We start from the raw sequence: 21107 nt of genomic DNA on the forward strand, positions 1-21107 counted from the left end.
ACCGCTCACCCCAGCACGACAACCTTGGTACCCAGGCTCACCCGGTCGTAAAGATCGATGACGTCCTGGTGCCACATGCGGATGCAGCCGCTGGAGGCATTGGTGCCGATACTGCTCGGCTGGTTGGTGCTGTGAATGCGGTACAGCGTGTCCTTGTTGCCTTGCCACAGGTAAAGGCCGCGGGCGCCGATCGGGTTGCGCGGCCCGCCGTCCTGGCCGTCCCGGTATTTCTCCAATTTGGGATCGCGCTCGATCATCTCGTCCGGCGGAAACCATTTCGGCCATTCCCGCTTGAAGCGGATCACCGCCTCCCCGTTCCAGGCGAACCCGGCCCGGCCGACCCCGATCCCGTAGCGGATCGCACGTCCCCCCGGCTGGGTCAGATAGAGAAACCTGTTTTTCGGATCGACGACAATCGTGTCCGGCGGATATTTGCTCGGATAGTAGACGACCTGCCTGAGATATTGCGGATCGAAATTCTGGTACTGGATCCCGGGAAGGGAAAATCCCCCGTCGGTCACGGGCGCATAGGCCGACGCGTAATCCGGTGTGCCGTCCGCAAGGGGCGTCAGGCCGGCCTGCAATATCGAGCTTTGCTTGCTCTGGCAGCCAGCCAGAAGCAGCCCGACCCCCGCTGCAAATGTGCGGCGGTTCATCATCAACGCCATGTCGCGTCCTTTCAGCGCTCCTGTACCAGCCTCGCGGCGGCGTGGGAACGCACGGTCAATAAGTTCAAAAAGCCAAGGAACTAATCACTCTATCCTGCAGGGAAGGCAACATGATTATGGTAAACAGGCGCTTAACGGCAGCCACCGGGCGCACGCACCAATTGCTGGCCGTCCCGGCCTTGAGCCGGGACCTTCCCCTTATGCGAATTGGTCTCGGCTCAAGACCGGGACGGCAGACGCGAAGAAAGCTTGGCGGTCGACCGCTCCGTCGGCCCGGTTATTGCGCCGCCTGCAGGCGGCCGGTTTCGATCCCGCTGAGCACCCGGTCGGTGAGACCCGCCGAAACCCAGATCGCGGTCAGCGTGATCCAGGCCGTGACCGCGAAAATGGACGCTCCGGTGATGCCCGCGCCGACGGCGCAGCCCCCCGCCAGCATGCCGCCAAATCCCATCAGCGTGGCGCCGGTCAGATAGCGGGCCATCGACCTGCCGCCCTCGAAGCCTTGCAGTTTCAGTTCGCGGGTCAAAAGCGCGGCCAGGAAGGACCCGAGAAAGACCCCCGGCACCAGGCCGATATCGAAATCCAGCACGTTGCCCGGCGGCGACAGCAGCAGCATCAGCGTGTCCGCCGACGGTCCGGTAAAGGTGACCCCTTCCACCTGAACCGGATCGAAGGCCTGCCGCGCCGTGGACGACGTGAACCACCAGGCAAGCGGGATCGCGAGGCCGGCACCGACAGCCGCGACCGCTTGCCAGAGCTTCAGTCTGGCGCGCCAGGCAAACACCAGCCCGGCGGCAAGCCAGAGGCAGGCGAACGCAATCGTCATGGCGGACGTCAGTCCCAGATGGGCGGCCAGATCGTTGCCGCCGATATCCCCGGTGGTCCATAGTCCCGCGAGCCATTCGCGCAGCGGCCGGAACAGGCCGCGCAGGCTCGCCTGCGCGATCACGGCGAAAACCAGACCCGACAGCAGCGCGCGCAGGTTGCCCGTCGCGGACAACACCAGCAGACGGCTGGCGCAGCCCCGCGCGAGCACCATGCCGGCCCCGAACATCAGCCCGCCCAGCAACGCGCCCGACAGGCTTTGAGGCGAGGCCAGTTGACGCGCTTCGCTGGCCTGAACCTCATTGATCGCGGCAAGTACCTGGGTCACGAGAACAGCAGCGGAAAACGCCAGCAGCCAGACCGGCAGGCGGTCATTCGGCGTGCCTCTTGAAAACTCCAGACTGGCCGCGCGCAGGCAGAACCGGCTTTGCTGGGCGAAAGCGCCGAACAGAACACCGACCACAAGGCCACCAAACGCGAGCAGCCAGGGTTCGGAGATCGTCTCCAGCAGGAATGTCAGATCCATCGCCCCCTCCAGAACGGCCGCTTCGGCAACCGGAAGGGCTGTTCTGCCTCATTTCCGGCCATGAGGCATTGACCTCTCTCAAGGAAACATAGATAAATTCAAAAGTTTGAATATGTGGAGGAAGACATGTCCGGATCATCGCGCAAAGACCTTTCCAGGCGCTCCGTTCTCGCAGGAGGACTGACCGTGGCGGCGGCCGGACTGGCCGGTGCGGCGCGCACGGCGTCCGCCGAGGCGCAGCTGACACTCGGCGATCACGACATCACGGTGTTCTCGGACGGCCACCTGTCCCTGCCGATGAATTTCGTCCTGCCTGAACAGAGCGAGGAAGACATCGCCGCCCTGCTGAAACCGCACGGCATGGCGACCAACATGCTGACCCCGGACTGCAACGTCACCCTGCTCAGGACAGGAGACCGTGTGGTGCTGTTCGACGTCGGCGCAGGGGCAAACTTTCAGCCGAGTGCGGGCGAACTGCCGGCCAAGCTGGAAGACACCGGAATCGATCCCTCGGAAATCACCGACGTTGTCCTGACCCACGCCCATCCGGATCACCTTTGGGGCATCCTCGACGATTTTGACGATCCGTTCTATCCGGAGGCCAGCATCTGGGTACCCCAGGGCGAATGGGACTACTGGCGTGCCGACGGCACGCTGGCCGCGACGCCGGAGGAACGCAAGAGCTTCGTGGTCGGCGCCCAGTCACGCTTCGAGGCGATCGAGGATCAGGTTTCCATGATCCGCCCCGGACAGGAAGTCTTGCCGGGCGTGGAGGCCGTCGACACCGCCGGCCATACGCCCGGCCACATGTCCTATGTCATCCACGGCGGCTCGGAAAGCGTCATGGTCATCGGCGACGCGATCACCAATTCGGTCATCTCGTTCGAAAAACCGGGCTGGGCATCCGGATCGGATCAGGACCGCGACATGGGCATAAAGACCCGCAGGCGGCTTCTGGACCGTCTGGCCCAGGACCGCATGCGGGTGATCGGGTTTCATTTCCCCCACCCCGGCAGTGGCCGCGTGGAAAAAGCCGGCGGCGCCTACAGGTTTACCGCCGGATGAAACTCCGGTGAATCAATCCGGTGAACGGGTCCTGTACACGAAGGAGACTATTCCGCGGCGGCCTGACGGGCTCCGTCATGGCTGCGGCGGAACACGCCGCGAACCGATCCTTCCAGCAGCCAGGCAAGACCGACCCTGGCGCCTAGCGCCATGGACACCATCACGACCGGCGCGGAAATGGCGAGTGTCGAGAACCCGGTGATGCCCTGGCCGACGGTGCACCCCATCGCGAAGACGCCGCCGACCCCCATGAACGTGCCGCCCAGTATGTGCCGGCCGAGTTCACGGGCGTCGTCACACGCCTCCCAGCGAATGTCCCGCTTCCACAGGGCTGCGGCGACGGCGCCAAACAGGGTGCCGACGATCAGGCCGACGCCATAGTCGGGCCAGGTGCCCGTATAGGTGATCAGTTGCAGGATGGTGTCCCCGACCGGCACCACGAACGATCCGGCTTCGATCTGCACCTCCTGGAAGGAACGCGCGGCAACAAAGGTGGTCGCCCACCAGCCGAAGGTGATGACGCTTCCGATAATCACGGCAGCCAGAATGCTGCTGCCCTGCCTGCGGTAGGCGGCCGACTTGAAGATCCAGAAAAGCCCGGCCAGCGCGATTGTGACCGCCAAGGCAGTGCGCAGATCGAGGCCGGTCCAGGCGGACAGGATGTCGCCCATTGACTGGCTGCCGCTGCCCGCCAGGGACACGGCCAGGTCGTCGACAAGCGGAACACGCAGGACCCCGACAATGCCGCGCTGCGCGGCAAGGGCGGACAGGCCGATGACGGTCAGCACCACCAGCGCCCGCAGACTGCCGCCGCCCAGGCGCAACACGGCCCCAAAGCCGCAAGTGCCGACCAGCGCCATGCCAATCCCGAACATGAACCCGCCGAGAATGGCTCCGGTCCAGGCAAATTCGGGGGACAGATAGAAAGACGCACCTATGTCGGCCAGCCCGAAGGCGGCCAGTACCTGGGTGCCGATCAGAGCGGAAACCGAGGCCAGGACCCAAGTCCTGAGACTGCTGCCGTCCCCCGCATACCAGTAGCGCTCGAGCGCAGACAGCGTGCAGAAGTGGGTCGCACGGGCGGCAAACCCCAGAACGCATCCCGCCAGCACCCCCAGGAGCGGCGCCAGCAGCACCGGATCCGAAACGATCATGCCCGTTTTCCCTCCCACGGTGGTGACCTGAACAAAGGTTCAAGGCCACGTTTCCCGGCCGCCGCGTTGACACGGCTTGTGTGAAAGAGCCTAACAGGCGGCGAAATCAGCGGCAATCGCCGTCGATGCTGCAGCGCACCCGGCCGCGTGACAGGACACCGTGTCACTCGGCTTTCGGCCGGACATCCTTGCAGAAAAGCTCGTACAGGCTGGTGATGATCGAATTCACCTCGTCGTCCATGAGCTTGTAGTAGATCATGCGGCCGTCGCGGCGCGACTGGACCAGGCCTTCCAGGCGCAGCCGCGCGAGCTGCTGCGAGACGGCGGCCTGCGGCATGGTCAGGATGTCCTCGATCTCGGAAACGGATTTTTCCCCTTCCGACAGCAAGCACAGGATGACGAGCCGGACTTCATGCGACAGGGCCTTCAGAAGATCGCTGGCTTTGCGCGCCTGCGCCAGAAGCCGGTCGAGGTCCTTCTTATTCATGTCTTTGTCGAAGACCGGTAAGTCCATGAACGCCTTAAACTCCATCCGCCCGCTGCGCCGCACCGCACAATACGGAACATCCCTGATACATGCCCGAAGTTCTTGCCCGGATCAACAAGATCAGTTGATCTTTTCGGGAAGCTTTTCAAGCATGTCCGACAGCAGGGGCCAGAAGAAATGCGCGCCGGGATACCCCCGCAACCGGCCGTATTCAACCCCGTCCGCCACAAGTATGAAAGTCGGCGTGAGCCGCTCGCGCGCAATCCCGGACAGATCTTCCGGCCAGGCGCCGGTTATGTCGACCCGCCGCAACGGCGCCGTCTTGCCCTCTTCGGTCTTCGGGTAGGCAACACCGATGTCCTCGTTCCAGCGCTTGCACCAGACGCAGCCCGGCTGCTCCAGCATGATCAGCTCCGCAGCCGCCGCGGGCAGCGCAACCAGACACCCTGCAATCAGGGCGCCGGCAAGTGCCGGCAAGCGATTTGTGAAGGCCATTTTGCCATCTCCGAATTTCTCTGATTGCAATATATAGTATTTTTTGAATATTTTAAAGCATCCAAGCTCGAGACTCACAGGGAGGTGATGAATGCTGGATGTTTCTCTCGGCGGGGCGTTTCTGGCCGGGCTGCTTTCTTTCGTCTCGCCCTGTGTGCTGCCGATCGTGCCGCCCTATCTGTGCTATCTCGCTGGTGTCAGCGTCGACGAACTGAAGGGCGATGCCGCCACGGCGGAGACCGGCCGGCGCGTCATTTTCGCCGCAATCGCCTTTGTCTTCGGCTTCACCGTGGTGTTCGTGGCCCTCGGCGCGACAGCCAGTGTCATCGGCCAGCAGATCGCCCGCTACTACGACGTCCTGTCCTATATCGCGGGCGCCATCATCATCCTCATGGGCCTGCACTTCCTCGGCGTGCTCCGCCTCGGCCTGCTCCTGCGCGAGGCCCGTGTCCATGTGGAGAGCAAGCCGGCAGGCCTTGCAGGTGCCTTCCTCATGGGACTGGCCTTCGCCTTCGGCTGGACGCCCTGCGTCGGTCCGGTCCTTGCCGCCATCCTGTTTGTCGCGGGCTCTTCCGGCTCCGCCTGGCAGGGCGCCGGCCTTCTGGCTGTCTACGGCCTGGGCATCGGCCTGCCTTTCGTGCTGGCCGCTGCGTTCGCAAGCCGGTTCCTGAAATTCGCCGGCCGGTTCCGAAAACACATGGGTACGGTTGAAAAGATCATGGGTGGCTTCCTGGTCCTCACCGGCCTGCTGTTCATCACCGGCCAGATGTCCGCCATCGCCTTCTGGTTGCTCGAAACCTTCCCGGTTTTCACGCAGGTCGGCTGACATCAAAAGAGTTCTATTGGGAGGATTGTGACATGCGTATCTGGAAATATCTGATCCTGGCACTCGAGATCTCGGTCGCGGTCGGCACGACGGTCCTTGCCGCCACGGCCTTTGCCGCCACCATGGGTGAAGACGGCCTGCACAAGCAGCCCTGGTTCACCGTGACCTTCCGCGACATCGCCGAGGACATCGAGACCGCCTCGGACGAAGGCAAGCGCCTTGCCATCATTTTCGAACAGCGCGGCTGCATCTACTGCCGGCAGATGCATGAAAAGCTGCTCTCCGACCCGGAAGTGAGCGACTACATCAAAGAGAATTTCATGGTCGTCCAGTACAACATGTTCGGCGACGAGGAGGTGATCGACCTGGACGGCGAGGAGCTGACGGAAAAGACCGCCGCGCGCAAATGGGGCTATGTCTTCACCCCCACCATCGTGTTTCTTCCCGAGGACGTGCCGGCGGACGGAACCGTCTCGGACGCCGCCGTCGCGACCATGCCGGGCGCCTTCGGCAAGTGGACTTTCCTCAACATGTTCCGCTGGGTTCATGACAAGGGCTACGACAGCGACGAGCATTTTCAGAAGTATCATGCCCGTATTATCAATGAGTTACGGGAAGAAGGCCGGCTCGGATCCGAGTAGCTGCGGGTCTGGACCCGGCAATCCGGAGCATGCTAGTAAAAAGACCTATTGCATAACATATGCAAAAAATCATATCTTTTAATATGAGGAGGACAGGCAGGCTCGGGAATCGGACCTGCCGCAGAAACGGAACCGGGCCGGAACCGGACGTTTCGCTTTGAGGAGGAAAGCCGACACAATGACGAAGGTCGCGACATTCAAAGCCTTGCCGGCGGCACTGGCCGGCATCGCTCTCATGACCGCATCCGTGGCATCCGCCGGAACGGTGGCACCCGACAGTGTCCCGATCGTGGACATGGAACTCGGCCAATCGCTGACGGGAGCCCCGGGTGACGCGGTTGCCGGGCGGGAAGCCTTTGCTGACCGCAAGCAGGGCAACTGCCTTGCCTGCCATGCCAACGCCGATCTGAACGACCAGCTGTTCCACGGCGAAGTCGGTCCGGTTCTGGACGGCGTCGCCGACCGCTGGAGCGAGGCACAGCTGCGCGCCATCGTCGTGAACAGCAAGGACGTGTTCGGCGAACAATCCATCATGCCCGGTTTCTACACCATGAAAGTGGGCATCAACGTTGCCGGGGATCACCAGGGCAAGACCATTTTGAACGCGCAGCAGGTGGAAGACGTTGTCGCCTACCTGCTGACACTCAAAGAAAACTGATCTCGGGTTTCAAGGAGCAAGAGATGACCTTTACCAGACGCCAAGTTTTCGGTCTGACGGCAGGCGCCGCGACCGTACTGGCATTCAATCCCACGCTTTCGTTCGCCATGACGGACAAGACGGATGCAGCCATCAAGGCCTTCACCGGCGGGGCGGCCCCGACAGAAGGCACCGTGTCCCTGGACACGCCTGAAATCGCGGAAAACGGCAACACGGTTCCCGTCGGCGTTTCTGTCGACAGCCCGATGACGGCCGACAGCTATGTCGAATCCGTTCTCATCCTGGCGGACGGCAACCCCAGCCCGGCCGTTGCCACCTTTCACTTCACCGCGATGAGCGGTGCAGCGGAAGCCAAGACCCGGATCCGGCTGGCCAAGACCCAGGACGTCATCGCTGTCGCCCGGATGAACGATGGCTCGACCTTCATCGACCGCAAGGAAGTCAAGGTCACCATTGGCGGCTGCGGCGGCTAATCGAACGGATCAGGACACGAAGGACACACCATGGCATCCCCCAAACCACGCGTGAAAGTGCCCAAGAAGGCATCTCAAGGCGAAGTCATCACGATCAAGACCCTGATCAGCCATCCGATGGAATCAGGTCAGCGCAAGGACAAGTCGGGTGAACTCATCCCGCGCCAGATCATCAACAAGTTCACCTGCGAATTCAACGGACAGGTTGTCTTCAGCTGCGACATGGACCCGGCGGTTTCCGCCAACCCCTACATGGAGTTCAACGCGAAGGTGAATGAACCGGGCACGTTCAAGTTCACCTGGGTGGACGACGACGGCAGCGTCTACGAGACGGAGAAGAAGATCGCTGTTGAATAGGGCGCGGGACAACCATCCGCGCAAATCGGGAGGAGACGATTTGGCCAAGACATACAAAAGCATAGCCACCCTGTTCACGGCGCTCGCGCTCGGAACGGGCATGGCGCTGGCCGGGGGGCCATCCGAAGACAAGCTCGTCATCGACGGGGAAATGGAAATCAGGACGCGCGTCGCGGCTCCGGAAGATCATCCGCTGGATGAGATCATTTCCGGCTGGCACTATCGCACGGAAGAAACCCGCGATCTCGAGGCGGACAGCTTTCAGAACCCCGGCATGCTCTATGTGGAGCGCGGCGAGGAAATCTGGAACACCGTGGACGGAGCCGCCGGCAAGTCCTGTGCCTCCTGCCACGAGGACGGTGCGGAATTCCTGAAAGGGCTGGGCGCGACCTACCCCAAATGGAACGCCGACGCCGGCAAGCCGTTCAACATCGAGTTGCAGATCAACCAGTGCCGCGAAGCCAACATGGAGGCCAAACCCTACAAGTTCGACGCGGCCGACCAGAAGGCGCTCACCACCTATATCAAGCATCAGTCGATCGGCATGCCGGTGGAAGTCGATCTGACCCAGGGCGACATGAAGGCCTGGTGGGATCAGGGCAAGGAAGTCTACTACACCCGCACGGGACAGTTGAACCTGGCCTGCGCCACCTGTCACGAGGACTACAACGGCAACTACATCCGCGCCGATCACCTCAGCCAGGGCAATGTCAACGGGTTCCCGACCTACCGCCTGAAACAATCGGCGATGGTCTCCCTGCACAACCGTTTCCGCGGCTGTATCCGCGACACAAGGGCAGAGTTTCCGGCGGCCTTCTCGGACGAGCTGATGGCCCTGGAGGTCTATGTGACCTGGCGTGGAACGGGCCTTGACGTCGAAACCCCGGCGGTTCGCCAGTAGGCGCACCCGTCCTTTCCGGCGCGGACACAACTGCCGCGCCGGCTCCCTTGCCGCCAGTTCAGGGGTCCGGATCAGGAATTTCAGATCACGGGCATCGGGCGGAAAGACCAGTCATCATCCCGCCTTCGGGATCTTGAAGGCGCATGAGAGATCGTGCGCCAACGGGAAAACAATGCGCAATTTCAGCAGGCCTGACCGGCCTGCCGGCCAACAGATCCGGCCAGCAGATGGAGTGAATGGGTATGTTCTCGAGACGTGAGTTCCTGATGGCGGCGACGGCGACGAGCGCGCTGCTCGGCTCCGGCATGGCGGGATCCTGGTCGCGGCTGATGGCGCAGCAGGCGCTCACCGAGGACCAGTTGCTGACCATGGAGCCGGCCGGCCGGCTCACGCTTGTCCATATCACCGACATTCACGCACAGCTCAAGCCGATCCATTTCCGCGAGCCGTCCATCAATCTCGGCATCGGCGACGTCGCCGGCAAGCCGCCCCATGTGACCGGGGCCGATTTCCTCAAGCTCTACAATATCGAGCCGGGCTCGCCGGATGCCTATGCGCTGACCTCCGAGGACTACGTCGCGCTCGCCCGGACCTACGGCAAGATGGGCGGCATGGACCGGGTCGCCACCGTCATAAAGCGGATCCGCGCCGAGCGCGGTGCCGACAATGTTCTGCTTCTGGACGGCGGCGACACCTGGCAGGGCAGCTACACGTCCAACGAGACGCTCGGCCAGGATATGGTCACGGTGATGAACGCCCTGGAGCCGGACGCCATGACCGGCCACTGGGAATTCACCTACGGCACCGACCGGGTTGAAGAACTCATCGAGAGCCTGCCGTTTTCCTTCCTGGGGTCCAACATCTACGACAACGAATGGGACGAACCGGCCTTCGAGGCCTGGAAGATGTTCGAACGCGGCGGCGCCAAGGTCGCCGTGATCGGTCAGGCGTTTCCCTATACCCCGATCGCCAACCCGCGCTGGATGATCCCCGGCTGGTCCTTCGGCATCCGCGAGGAAGACATCGCCAAACACGTCGCCGAGGCCCGGGACGAAGGCGCGGAGCTGGTGGTGCTGCTGTCCCACAACGGCTTCGACGTCGACCGCAAGCTGGCCTCGCGGGTCGACGGCATCGACGTGATCCTCACGGGCCACACCCACGACGCCCTGCCCGAACCGGTGATCGTCAACGACACGCTGGTGATCGCCTCCGGCTCCAACGGCAAGTTCGTCTCCCGGCTGGACCTGGACATAAAGGACGGCAAGCTGGCCGGCTATGCCTATCGCCTCATCCCGATCTTTTCCGACATCATCACCCCGGATGCGGACATGTCGGCGCTGATCGACGAGGTCCGGGCGCCCTTCGAGGACCAGCTTTCCCGGGTGCTGGGCAAGACAGAAAGCCTGCTCTACCGGCGCGGCAATTTCAACGGCACCTTCGATGACCTGATCTGCCAGGCGCTCCTGTCCGAACGCGACGCGCAGATCGCGCTGTCCCCGGGTTTTCGCTGGGGCACGACATTGATACCGGGCCAGGACATCACCTTCGAGGACGTCCACAACGCCTGCGCCATGACCTACCCGGCGGCCTATCGCTCGACCATGACCGGCCAGACGCTGAAGGACATCCTGGAGGATGTCGGCGACAACCTGTTCAACAAGGATCCCTATTACCAGCAGGGCGGCGACATGGTCCGCGTCGGCGGCATGGGCTACACGATCGACCCGAACAAGGCGATCGGCGAACGTATTTCCGCCATGACCCTTCTTGCCACGGGCGAAGCCATCGATCCGGCGAAAGACTATGTCGTTGCCGGCTGGGCCTCCGTGAACGAGGACACCGTGGGCCCGCCCATCGACGAGGTCGTCGAAGCCCACATTCTCAAGAATCCCGTCGTCAGCCTGCCGGACAACCAGTCCGTCAAACTGGCCGGCTGACCGCAGTTCCAAGCAAATCCTGAGGACACCCCCAAGGACACGATCATGAGTGATACCAAGGTTTCCCCACCCTCAAGTCTTTCCCGCCGTTCCCTGCTGAAAGCAGGTCTTGCGGCCGGCGCCGGTGCCGGCGCGGTCGCCGGCTCCACGGTTGCCGCCCGCGCGGCGGGAGATCCCCTGATTACCGAGATCCAGGACTGGAACCGGTATCTCGGCGAAGGCGTCCAGGCGCGGCCCTATGGCGTGCCGTCGGAATTCGAGGCCCATGTGGTGCGCCGCGACGTCGAATGGCTGACGGCGTCCACGGAAAGCTCGATCAACTTCACGCCGCTTCATGAACTCGACGGCATCATCACGCCCAACGGCGTGTGCTTCGAGCGTCACCATGGCGGCGTCGCGGAGATCGACCCGGCGGACCACCGGCTGATGATCAACGGCCTTGTCGACACGCCGCTGGTGTTCACCATGGAGGACCTGAAACGGTTCCCGCGCGAGAACAGGATCTATTTCCTGGAATGCGCCGCCAATTCGGGCATGGAATGGCGCGGCTCCCAGCTCAACGGCTGCCAGTTCACCCACGGCATGGTCCATTGCGTGATGTATACCGGCGTGCCGCTGAAACTGATCCTGGAAGAGGCCGGCATCAAGACCAACGCCAAATGGGTGATGCCCGAAGGCGCCGATGCCTCCGCCATGACCCGGTCAATCCCGATGGACAAGGCGCTCGACGATTGCCTGGTCGCCTTCAAGATGAACGGCGAGGCTTTGCGCCCGGAACAGGGCTACCCGCTGCGCCTGGTCGTTCCCGGCTGGGAAGGCAACATGTGGGTCAAGTGGCTGCGCCGCCTCGAAGTCGGCGACGAGCCGTGGCACCAGCGCGAGGAAACCTCCAAGTACACCGACCTTCTGGAGACCGGCAAGGCCCGCCGCTTCACATGGGTGATGGATGCCAAGTCGGTGGTCACCAACCCGAGCCCGCAAGCCCCTGTCCCCCATGGCAAGGGTCCGCTGGTCATTTCCGGCGTCGCCTGGTCCGGCAACGGCCGCATCACCCGGGTGGATGTGTCCATCGACGGCGGCCGCAACTGGAAGACCGCCCGCATCGACGGCCCCAGCCTGCCGAAGGCGATGCATCGCTTCTATCTCGACATCGACTGGGACGGCTCGGACCTTCTGATCCAGTCCCGGGCCATGGACGAGAGCGGCTTCTACCAGCCGACCAAGACCGAATTGCGCGCCGTCCGCGGCGAGAACTCGATCTACCACAACAACGGCATCCAGACCTGGCATGTCAAAGCAGACGGGACGGTGGAAAATGTCGAAGTTTCTTAAATCAATCTGTCTCGCAACCGCTCTTGCCGCCCTGCCCGGCCTTGCTGTCGCGGGCGATGCCGCCAAGGGCAAGAAGGTCTTCAAGAAATGCGCCGCCTGCCATGCGGTCGGCGACAATGCGAAGAACAAGGTCGGCCCCCAGCTCAACGACGTGTTCGGCCGGACCGCCGGCGCACTCGAAGGCTACAAGTATTCCAAGGCCATGATCAAGGCCGGCGAGGAAGGCCTGGTCTGGGACGAGGCCACCATGACCACCTACCTTGAAAAGCCGAAGGCCATGATCAAGGGCACCAAGATGGCCTTTGCCGGTCTGCGCAAGGAAGCCGACCTGGACAACATCATCGCCTATCTGGCGACCTTCTCCAGCGCCGCGCACACCACGCAGGAAAGCGCTGCCGAACCGGAAACCGATGAAGCCAGCCAGCCCACTGCGGTGGCGGCAGCCCCTGCGGCAACGCCGGCCAAAGCGCCGGTCTCCGCGACCCGTGACGGCGGCGTGTTCGGCCTCGGCCGCAAGGCCACCGGAGACGAGGTCGCCGCCTGGGACATCGACATTCGCCCCGACGGTCAGGGGCTGCCTATCGGCTCAGGCACGGTCGCGGACGGCGAACCGCTCTATACCGACAATTGCGCGGTCTGCCACGGCGACTTCGGCGAAGGCGTCGGCCGCTGGCCGGTGCTGGCGGGCGGTCACGACACCCTGACAGACGAGCGCCCGGAAAAGACCATCGGCTCCTACTGGCCGTATCTGTCGACCGTCTACGACTATGTCCGAAGGGCCATGCCCTACGGCAATGCGCGCTCGCTCTCCGATGATGACGTCTACGCCATCACCGCCTATCTTCTCTATCTCAACGACATCGTCGAAGACGAGGATTTCGAGCTTTCAAACGAGAACTTCGTTGAAATCCGCCTGCCGAACGAGGACAATTTCATTGCCGACGACCGGGCTCAGGAGGAACAATATGCGCGCAAGGGCGATCCCTGCATGAGCGACTGCAAGGCGGAGCCCGTCAGCATCACCATGCGCGCAAGGATCCTCGACGTGACCCCCGGTTCCGTCGACGACGATGACGCCTCGGGGCTTGGAGGCGTCGACTGATCTGACGTGACCTGACGGGTTTGGGAGGGCCCTCAATGGACGGAGCGAAACGAAACGAACCCCTGAAAGCGCTCTTTGCCGGGAGCAGGGCCGTCGCCGCCTTGCCATGGCATGGCCCGGTGCTGTCCGGTTTGACGGCGACCGCCGTTCAACCCCGGACTTCCCGCCATGCCCCAGTCTCCCTCCTCTCCCCCCTCGAGGGCGGAGAGGGGCGCCGGCGGAAAGGCCAGATCGTCTCTCGGGGCCTCACGATCGCAACAAGGGCTCTCACACACGCCCGTTCCCTGCTGGCACTGGCCATCCCCGTCCTTTTGCCGTTCCAGGCCACCGCCGAAGAAGGCAACCCGGTCAAAGGCGAGCAGGTCTTCAGGGCCTGCAAATCCTGCCACCAGGTCGGCGCGGAAGCCCGCAGCGGGGTCGGCCCGCATCTGGACGGATTGTTCGGCCGCCAGGCGGGGGTGCTGGACGGCTTCAAGTATTCCGGCGCCATGAAGAAGCTCGGCCAGGACGGGCTCGTCTGGAACGATTTCACCCTTGATCAATATCTGGAAAAGCCGCGTGCCTATGTGCCCGGAACGCGCATGTCCTATCGCGGCATGGCCAGCGAGGGCGACCGTTCCGACGTGATTGCCTATCTGAAGGCCCTGTCCCGGGAAGCTCCGGCGGCGGACCAGAGCGAGGCAGAGGCCTCCCGGCCCGAACTGGGCGCGGCGGCAATGCATTTGGACGGCGATCCGGAGTTCGGCGAATATCTCGCCAGCGAATGCGTCACCTGTCACCAGGTCTCCGGCCGGGCCGACGGCATTCCGTCGATCGTCGGCTGGCCCAGGGAGCCGTTCATCCGGGCCCTGTTCGAATACAAGTCAAACATACGCAGCCATCAGGTCATGCAGAACATGACCACCAATCTCGGCAACGAGGAAATCGCAGCGCTTGCGGCCTATTTCGGCTCTCTTGATCCACAATAACAACACTCCGGGGAGCCTCCCGCCGCGCTGCACATCTGGGAGGAAGACAATGCCAAATATCTCACGCCGCGCCTTCGGTCTGATGGTCGGGGCCGGAGCCTCGACCCTGGCGATGCCCTATTACGCCCGCGCCCAGGGCAAACCGCGCGCGGTCGTCATCGGCGGTGGCGCCGGCGGCGCGACAGCCGCCCGCTACATGGCCAAGGACGCCGGCGAGGATCTCGACGTCACCCTGATCGAGGCCAACCCGCAATACACGACCTGTTTCTTCTCCAACCTGTATCTCGGCGGCTACCGCGATTTCAATTCCATCACCCACGGCTATGACCGGCTTGCCGGCAACTACGGCATCACCGTTGTCAACGGCATGGCCGCGGCCGTCGACCGGGACGCCAAGGAAGTCGTGATGGCCGACGGCTCGAAGGTGCCCTTCGACCGGCTGATCGTGGCGCCGGGCATCGACCTGATCTACGACAGCGTCGAAGGCTATTCGGAGGCAGCAGCCGAAGTCATGCCCCATGCCTGGAAGGCCGGACCGCAGACACAGCTCCTGAAGGCGAAGCTCGATGCCGTCGAGAACGGCCAGCAGATCATCATGGTCGCCCCGCCGAACCCCTATCGCTGCCCCCCCGGCCCCTATGAGCGTGTCTCCATGATGGCCCATTTCCTCAAACAGAAAGGCTTCAACGACACCAAGATCATCATCATCGATCCGAAGCCGAAATTCTCCAAGCAGGCGCTGTTCACCGAAGGCTGGGACAAGCACTATCCCGGCATGATCGAATGGTACGGCCCGGACGTGCATGGCGGCATCACCAGCGTCAATGCGGACACCGGCGCGGTCGAGACCGACTTCGACACGTTCACCGGCGATCTGGTCAACGTCATCCCGGCGCAGAAGGCCGGCATGATTGCCGCCAGCACCGGCCTGACCAACGACAGCGGCTTCTGCCCGATCGATCCGGCCTCGATGCGCTCAAGCGCGGATGACAACATCTTCGTCATCGGCGACGCCTCGATCGCCGGCGACATGCCCAAGTCCGGCTTTTCGGCCAACAGCCAGGCCAAGGTCGCGGCGATGGCGGTGCGCGGCGACCTGACGGGCTCGAAAGTGTTCCCGGCCAAATACTCCAACACCTGCTGGAGCCTGATCGAGACCAACGACGGCGTCAAGGTCGGTGCCCAATACGCCCCGAGCGACGAAAAGATCGCCTCGACCTCGTCCTTCATCAGCCAGACCGGCGAAGACGCCGCGCTCCGCCAGGCCACCTACGAGGAATCCGTCGGCTGGTACAACGGCATCACGGCGGATATTTTCGGGAGTTGAGGGAAGTGAAGGGGTCTGCGGCCGGGTAGGTGCCCGGCCGTGGGGGGAAGCGTGCAAAGGCAGAACATCGGGCGCCGAACGTTTGCTGCGCGTTCGTGCGAAACATATGCTGAGGTGAATTGACCTCGAAACTCAGGCTGAGACAAGGCGCTTGTTTCCGCGTCCAGGAATGATCCGAACGGGCCGAAAGCGGACTGGAGGATTGCAGCTCCTGTGTTCACCGAAGCGGACATTCACTTTGAACAGGTCGATGACCCTTTCCGGCCTCCGGACATTCGGGCCATGCCCTACGAAGGCCCGCTGTCCAAAGCCGTCATTGTGTCGAGGACTCACAATCGGAAAAGCCGCCCTACCCAGCAGCAAGGTCCGGCCCGCACCGCAGCGGGCTCTAGTTCAATCAGTCCTTGTCACACCTATTGCACACGCGTCTAATTCCGAAACGTCAGGCTGCTCTGAGCGATCACCCTGCCTTTCAGGGCGGCGGTCATTTTTGCCCAATCAACTGCGCTGCTGTCGCGATGAGGCAAGGTTTCCGGAGCTGCCGCCAACGCAAAAAGCGTGATGGTGTATTCATGCGAGGCTGCCCCTGGAGAACACGGTGGCGTGTAACCCGTGAAGTTTCCATCCTTGTCGGACCCTTCATCCCCAATCGAACCGGGATTGCCCCTGGGGATCGCTCGCGTGTCGGCGGGGATGTTCCAGAGCAACCAGTATTGGCTGGGGGCATCGCGCCCCTCGATCGTGCCGCGTGGATAATGATGCATGATCAGGGCAAAGCTTTTGGTGCCCTCGGGAGCACCTGCCCAGGCAAGCGGCGGGGAGACACCATCGCCTCCATCTCGCACGCATTTCAGGTCGGCAGGAAGACGGTTCCCATCCTCCAGGGCTGGGCTTGTCAGATTGAAGAGAGCCTCTGCGGCGGCAGCCCCCGCGATGCCGTTAAGCATCGCAAGAAGCGACGTGATCGCCACGAACCGGAGCGGCGACCTCATCGGCAGAACTCGCCGGTTTGGATGTCGCCGCCATTGGTGACGGTTTTGGTCTCGAAATTATAGCAGTTCTCGGTGTCTGAGGGGCGGTAACGGATGTAATAGTCTTTCCCCTCATAGCTGTAATCCATACTGCGGCTGCCGTCTTCTTCCTGGGTGAAGATCAGGTTCTCGACGCCGCCCCGAGGAGGCCGCCCGGGGGCGGACCCACGACCCGTGGCGGCGTTGGTCAGCGGCGCGGTTCGGGGCAGTTCTCGCAGATCTTCGACCTCTCCCATCAGGCACTGCACGATATAGGGGGCCTCTTCAGAGGTGTGATAGCGATAGCCATACGCCTGGTCCGGCTGACCATTGCAGACGTCCAGCATGCCTTCGACAATCGGCGTGCCGTCGGGATTGTTGTCCCCGTAAATCGGGAAGCCGTCGAAGGCCCAGCCGATGATCGCGTCGTCGCCGGCGTTCTCCATCCGGGCAATCATGCAGACGGGTTTCATGTGGTAATGATAGTCGTCTCCGCGCCCCGCATGACCGCCGCAGATGTCGAGTTGCTGGGTCTGATAGGTGTCGTGCCGTGTTTGGTAATGGTGGAGATCTTCCTGTGTCATCTCGCCACCGCCAGTGTAGTCGAAAATCGGCACGCCATTGACCGCCACGCCAAGTGCAGCGTCACGGGTTTGCGGCGTGTCTCCCAGCACGGGCTCCAACGGGATTGGAGCATCATACTGTTTGGCGGGCACCGGCACCTGTTCGTTCGTGCCGACGATGCCGGTCATCAGATCGTGGTCGGGATAGGTGTCGGAAGAGATGATCGCCTTGCCGTCTTCGCAGGTGACGGTAACGCTGTCGGAAAAACCGGCTTCTGCGACCGAGGCTTTGACCGCATCGCACTGGTCCTGCACGCGGTGGCTGTGATCTTCATGAGCCTGCGCCGGCGCGGCGAAACTTGCGGCTGAGCCAAACAGAATGGAAAGCATGCCAAGGCCTTTGGCGGCAGAAAACTGTGTCATCGGAGGTTCTTTCGGAAAGGTCTTCGGCGGCACATGATCCGCTGAAGAAGGAATGGAGCGTTCAGCGGTACAGGCGGGTTATTCGGCCGTCAGGCGGCACAGGACGGTGTTGTCCGTCTTCAGGTCGTCCCCCCAGATCAGCTTGGCGGACGGGTCCCAGTCAACCTCGTCGTATCCGTCTTTCGGTCCGACTTCACGGGCGCTGTGCTCTGTGGCCGTGGTCCAGTCCGACGCGTCGAATTCAGCGGTGTCCCAGCCCTCCGGCTCTTCGGTGATCTCAAAGCCGCAGACGCCTTCGCCCGCCACCGGATCGGCTTCGTCGGCGCAGGCGGTGTCCAGGGGGGCCTTGTGAACGACAAGGCATTGCCAGCCAGAATCCGACACCGCGACGAGCGCCCCATCAGCATCGTGAATCTGCACGATCGCCCCGCCATCGCCCATCTGCTGACGAGGGGCGCCGATATATTCAAGGCCTGTATCGTTTTGCTTGAAGTCCTTCATTCTCAGGCCGACCACGAAGGGCCGCTCGGCCTCGAAGATAAAGCTCTCCGCGTTGAAGGACCGTTCGGTTGTAATTGGCACGCTGTCTTCCGCAACCTGTTGCCCGTCGACGCTCATGGAAAACCAGTTGTCCACCCAGACGTCGGCAGAAAAGGTTTCAGCTTGGGCCGCGCTGGCGAGGGCCACGCAGGAAGTCAGCATTGCGAGTTTGAGGCGCATGATCAGTTTCCTTGATTTTCGAGGCGCGAGGCCGCGTCTGCCATCCAGTATAGACACGCGGCTTTGCGGTGGCAGGAAGCGAAACTTACAAAGTTGTAAGGTAATTGCGCTTTGTCCTCGTGGACATTCGCGACTAAGAATGAGGCGCAAAACGGCTGAATGTGTCCGGTGTCGGACCCGTCGCCTCTGAGAGTTGAGGCTGCAATTGAAAATCCTGTTGCTGGAAGATGATCTTGAGATCGGCGAGTGGGTGCGCGACGGGCTGAACCGTTGCGGCCATGTAATCGACTGGTTGCAAGACGGGCGCGAGGCGCTGGTCGCGGCGATGAGTACCGCCTATGACCTGTTGATCCTTGATCGCATGACCCCGGGGCTCGACGGACTGTCCGTACTACGTGCCATCCGCGCGGCACAAAACAGCGTGCCGGTTCTTTTGTTGACGGCCCTGGGCGATGTGGATGACAGGGTCGAAGGACTGCATGCAGGCGCCGACGACTATCTGCCGAAACCCTTTGCCTTTTCGGAGCTTGATGCCCGTGTTGCCGCATTGGGGCGACGTCATGCCGAGTTGGACAACACTGAAGGTACCACCCTCGTCGCAGGTGATATCCAGCTTGATCTTCTCAAGCAGCGCTGCCTCAGGCAAGGCAAGCTGATCGATCTGAATCCAAAGGAGTTTCGCCTGCTGGATACCTTCATGCGTTCGAACGGACGGGTGCTGACACGCGCAATGCTGCTGGAAAAGGTGTGGGACATGAACTTCGATCCCACCAGCAGTGTTGTGGAAACCCATGTCAGTCGCCTGCGCGCCAAGATCGAGAAGCCCTTTGGCGATGCGGTGATCAGGACAAGGCGCGGAGCGGGCTATGTTTTTGAACCGAAAATTTGACCTGATCTCCGTCTTGCGCATGTCGGCACTGCGCCAGGCCGTCATCATGACCTTGGCCTTTGTACTGATCGTCTTGGTCGCGGGCGGGATTGCGATTTCCGCCTTCGAGCGCGAGACGCAAAGGCGGATCGAAGATGATCTTCAAAGTCGGTTTGCAGAGGTGCGCGCCGACATTGACCGCCTCGGCTTTGATCTGGCCCGCTATCCTGATGCCAAGAACGAACGTATTGAATTTCGCCCCGGTCCCAGTGATATCCGGCCCGGAATTCACAATTCTCTGGATCTCAATTTGTGGTTCTGGCCAAGCGACAGGGCCTCGTCGGCAGAAGGTTCTGATCCCGAAGGCCTTGAGGATTGGATCTATCTGGCCGGTCCGGCAAAGGGTGGCCAGCTGATCGTTGCCACCGAACTGCACCGTCAGGATGACTTCCTGCAGATCATGCTGAAAACCATGGGACTTGTGGGGCTTGGCGCTGCACTTTCAGCTCTATGCCTGGGCCTCTATCTGGGCGCGCGGACGCAACGCCGGATCAATGCCATTTCCAGGGGCCTGACCGACTTTGGGGCCGGAGATTTGTCCGCACGCGTTGGTGGTCCCGCTCGGCATGACGACCTAGGCGATCTGTCGCGCCAATTGGACACGACCCTGGATCAGCTCGACACGCTGATCCGACAGTCCCGTGATTTTGCCGGCAATATTGCCCATGATCTCAAAACGCCCCTGTCGCGACTGCGCATCCGGTTGGATCGCGCCTTGATGGCAAGCGAAGAAGACAGCGACAGCACGACGGCCATCGAGGCGGCCATTGCGCAGACCGAACAGATCAACGCGATCTTTGATGCGTTCCTCCGCATTGCCAAGCTCGAAGCCAGAACGGCACGTGCCTCTTTCTCGTCAGTGGATCTGGGGCAGTTGGCGGTCGAGATCTTCGAAACCTACCGCTATGTGATTGAAGCCTCGGGCCGGACCTTGGAGCTTGACAACTCCAACCCGGAAATCGTGCCCGGGGATCGTGTTCTGCTGTCTCAGGCGGTGGCCAACCTTTTGGAAAACGCGATCCGCCACACTCCCCAGGGGACGCAGATCTGGCTTTTGGCCCTCGGCCGCTCAATCGGCGTAGCCGACGCGGGACAAGGCATCCCTGCCGAAGAATTCGAGCACGTCACCCAACCACTCTATCGCCTCGAACGCAGCCGAACCACCGAAGGTGTGGGGCTGGGTCTCTCCTTGGTAAAGACGATCGCAAATCTCCATGACGCGAAGTTGTTGTTCTCGAAAAACCCTCAGTTGCCGGTGAATGCAGGGCTCTACGTGAAGATTGAAATGCCGTAGCCAGTCGCGTGACACTTGCCTGGCGGCACGAAAGAACTGTCATCACTCTACAACCCGAATTTGAGCGAGCCGGAGACATTGCCCTGTCTGGGAACCGGGTTTTTATGAAAGTATGGGAGGGCCTTGCACTGCCATCCCTCCCGGAGGCCTTGGCTTTGCAAAGCTCCCTCCCTGCGCATTGCTACCATTGGAGCATGACGCAGCGAATTCACGCTTCCCACCCTTTACGCACGTCAGTGAAAAACGCAGCAAAAGACTGCTTCTCTGCCTCAACAGCTGCTGAAAAGCACCACGTTTCCGATCTCCGGTTTCAGGTCGCCGGTCTGCATGGAGGACGATCAGGAAGTCCAGATCGTGCGGCAGCCGCGACTGATGCATACCGCCAGATCGAGGTCTCCAACCGGTTGCGCAATCTGCCGGCAACCTG

22 protein-coding genes are annotated in these 21107 nt (G+C 62.1%); 14 read left to right on the forward strand and 8 right to left on the reverse strand.

What is annotated here, in order from left to right:
* Positions 1-5 precede the first annotated feature (5 nt).
* A complete protein-coding gene (locus WNZ15_RS09190) occupies positions 6-668 on the reverse strand; it encodes a L,D-transpeptidase (protein WP_342892670.1) in 663 nt (220 codons plus the stop codon).
* Between the two features lie 277 nt (positions 669-945).
* Positions 946-2019 (reverse strand): YeeE/YedE family protein, encoded by a 1074-nt coding sequence (locus WNZ15_RS09195; protein WP_342892671.1) that lies wholly within the window; start codon positions 2017-2019, stop codon positions 946-948.
* A 126-nt stretch (positions 2020-2145) separates the two neighbouring features.
* On the opposite strand from WNZ15_RS09195, the gene WNZ15_RS09200 reads away from it, so the two are divergent.
* Entirely contained in the window at positions 2146-3084 is a 939-nt protein-coding gene (locus WNZ15_RS09200; RefSeq protein WP_342892672.1) for an MBL fold metallo-hydrolase, read from the forward strand.
* Positions 3085-3131: 47 nt separating this feature from the next.
* On the opposite strand, the gene WNZ15_RS09205 is transcribed toward WNZ15_RS09200, so the two are convergent.
* The 3 genes from WNZ15_RS09205 to WNZ15_RS09215 form a co-directional block, all read right to left on the reverse strand.
* The gene (locus tag WNZ15_RS09205) at positions 3132-4238 is read right to left on the reverse strand and encodes a YeeE/YedE family protein (RefSeq protein ID WP_342892673.1); all 1107 of its coding nucleotides are present in this window, start codon (positions 4236-4238) and stop codon (positions 3132-3134) included.
* Between the two features lie 163 nt (positions 4239-4401).
* Positions 4402-4752, reverse strand: coding sequence for a metalloregulator ArsR/SmtB family transcription factor (locus WNZ15_RS09210; protein ID WP_342892674.1), 351 nt, complete (start codon positions 4750-4752; stop codon positions 4402-4404).
* Positions 4753-4845: 93 nt separating this feature from the next.
* The gene (locus WNZ15_RS09215; protein ID WP_342892675.1) at positions 4846-5220 is read right to left on the reverse strand and encodes a transcriptional regulator; all 375 of its coding nucleotides are present in this window, start codon (positions 5218-5220) and stop codon (positions 4846-4848) included.
* A 91-nt stretch (positions 5221-5311) separates the two neighbouring features.
* Here WNZ15_RS09215 and WNZ15_RS09220 point away from each other — a divergent pair, with 91 nt between their 5' ends.
* The 11 genes from WNZ15_RS09220 (at position 5312) to WNZ15_RS09270 (ending at position 15742) form a co-directional block, all read left to right on the forward strand.
* Entirely contained in the window at positions 5312-6046 is a 735-nt protein-coding gene (locus WNZ15_RS09220; RefSeq protein ID WP_342892676.1) for a cytochrome c biogenesis protein CcdA, read from the forward strand.
* A 122-nt stretch (positions 6047-6168) separates the two neighbouring features.
* Positions 6169-6687, forward strand: coding sequence for a thioredoxin family protein (locus tag WNZ15_RS09225; protein WP_342893191.1), 519 nt, complete (start codon positions 6169-6171; stop codon positions 6685-6687).
* A 178-nt stretch (positions 6688-6865) separates the two neighbouring features.
* Positions 6866-7345, forward strand: coding sequence for a sulfur oxidation c-type cytochrome SoxX (soxX, locus tag WNZ15_RS09230; RefSeq protein ID WP_342892677.1), 480 nt, complete (start codon positions 6866-6868; stop codon positions 7343-7345).
* 23 nt (positions 7346-7368) lie between these two features.
* Positions 7369-7818: a thiosulfate oxidation carrier protein SoxY gene (gene soxY, locus WNZ15_RS09235; protein ID WP_342892678.1), complete on the forward strand. Its 450-nt coding sequence runs from the start codon at positions 7369-7371 to the stop codon at positions 7816-7818.
* A gap of 30 nt (positions 7819-7848) precedes the next feature.
* A complete protein-coding gene (gene soxZ / locus WNZ15_RS09240; protein WP_342892679.1) occupies positions 7849-8175 on the forward strand; it encodes a thiosulfate oxidation carrier complex protein SoxZ in 327 nt (108 codons plus the stop codon).
* A 100-nt stretch (positions 8176-8275) separates the two neighbouring features.
* Positions 8276-9076, forward strand: a complete 801-nt coding sequence (gene soxA / locus WNZ15_RS09245) for a sulfur oxidation c-type cytochrome SoxA (RefSeq protein ID WP_342893192.1) — start codon at positions 8276-8278, stop codon at positions 9074-9076.
* A gap of 242 nt (positions 9077-9318) precedes the next feature.
* Entirely contained in the window at positions 9319-11013 is a 1695-nt protein-coding gene (gene soxB / locus WNZ15_RS09250; protein ID WP_342892680.1) for a thiosulfohydrolase SoxB, read from the forward strand.
* 45 nt (positions 11014-11058) lie between these two features.
* The gene (gene soxC / locus WNZ15_RS09255) at positions 11059-12345 is read left to right on the forward strand and encodes a sulfite dehydrogenase (protein WP_342892681.1); all 1287 of its coding nucleotides are present in this window, start codon (positions 11059-11061) and stop codon (positions 12343-12345) included.
* The gene (locus WNZ15_RS09260; RefSeq protein WP_342892682.1) at positions 12329-13447 is read left to right on the forward strand and encodes a c-type cytochrome; all 1119 of its coding nucleotides are present in this window, start codon (positions 12329-12331) and stop codon (positions 13445-13447) included. The genes soxC and WNZ15_RS09260 overlap by 17 nt, the downstream gene beginning before the upstream one ends.
* A 35-nt stretch (positions 13448-13482) precedes the next feature.
* Positions 13483-14415, forward strand: a complete 933-nt coding sequence (locus WNZ15_RS09265; protein ID WP_342892683.1) for a c-type cytochrome — start codon at positions 13483-13485, stop codon at positions 14413-14415.
* Between the two features lie 49 nt (positions 14416-14464).
* Positions 14465-15742 carry an NAD(P)/FAD-dependent oxidoreductase gene (locus WNZ15_RS09270; protein WP_342892684.1) on the forward strand — a complete coding sequence of 426 codons (1278 nt, stop codon included), beginning with the start codon at positions 14465-14467 and terminating at the stop codon, positions 15740-15742.
* 428 nt (positions 15743-16170) lie between these two features.
* On the opposite strand, the gene WNZ15_RS09275 is transcribed toward WNZ15_RS09270, so the two are convergent.
* From WNZ15_RS09275 to WNZ15_RS09285, 3 genes are all read right to left on the reverse strand, one after another.
* Entirely contained in the window at positions 16171-16713 is a 543-nt protein-coding gene (locus WNZ15_RS09275) for a YbhB/YbcL family Raf kinase inhibitor-like protein (protein WP_342892685.1), read from the reverse strand.
* Between the two features lie 17 nt (positions 16714-16730).
* Positions 16731-17705 (reverse strand): YHYH protein, encoded by a 975-nt coding sequence (locus WNZ15_RS09280; RefSeq protein WP_342892686.1) that lies wholly within the window; start codon positions 17703-17705, stop codon positions 16731-16733.
* 111 nt (positions 17706-17816) lie between these two features.
* Positions 17817-18458 (reverse strand): PEBP family protein, encoded by a 642-nt coding sequence (locus tag WNZ15_RS09285; protein WP_342892687.1) that lies wholly within the window; start codon positions 18456-18458, stop codon positions 17817-17819.
* 205 nt (positions 18459-18663) lie between these two features.
* Here WNZ15_RS09285 and WNZ15_RS09290 point away from each other — a divergent pair, with 205 nt between their 5' ends.
* Together WNZ15_RS09290 and WNZ15_RS09295 are read left to right on the forward strand one after the other, a co-directional pair.
* Positions 18664-19347 carry a response regulator transcription factor gene (locus tag WNZ15_RS09290; protein ID WP_342892688.1) on the forward strand — a complete coding sequence of 228 codons (684 nt, stop codon included), beginning with the start codon at positions 18664-18666 and terminating at the stop codon, positions 19345-19347.
* Entirely contained in the window at positions 19325-20680 is a 1356-nt protein-coding gene (locus tag WNZ15_RS09295; protein WP_342892689.1) for an ATP-binding protein, read from the forward strand. Before WNZ15_RS09290 ends, WNZ15_RS09295 begins: the two co-directional genes overlap by 23 nt.
* The last annotated feature ends 427 nt before the right edge of the window (positions 20681-21107 follow it).

The sequence above is a fragment of the Roseibium sp. AS2 genome (assembly GCF_038900065.1).
Taxonomy (GTDB): domain Bacteria; phylum Pseudomonadota; class Alphaproteobacteria; order Rhizobiales; family Stappiaceae; genus Roseibium.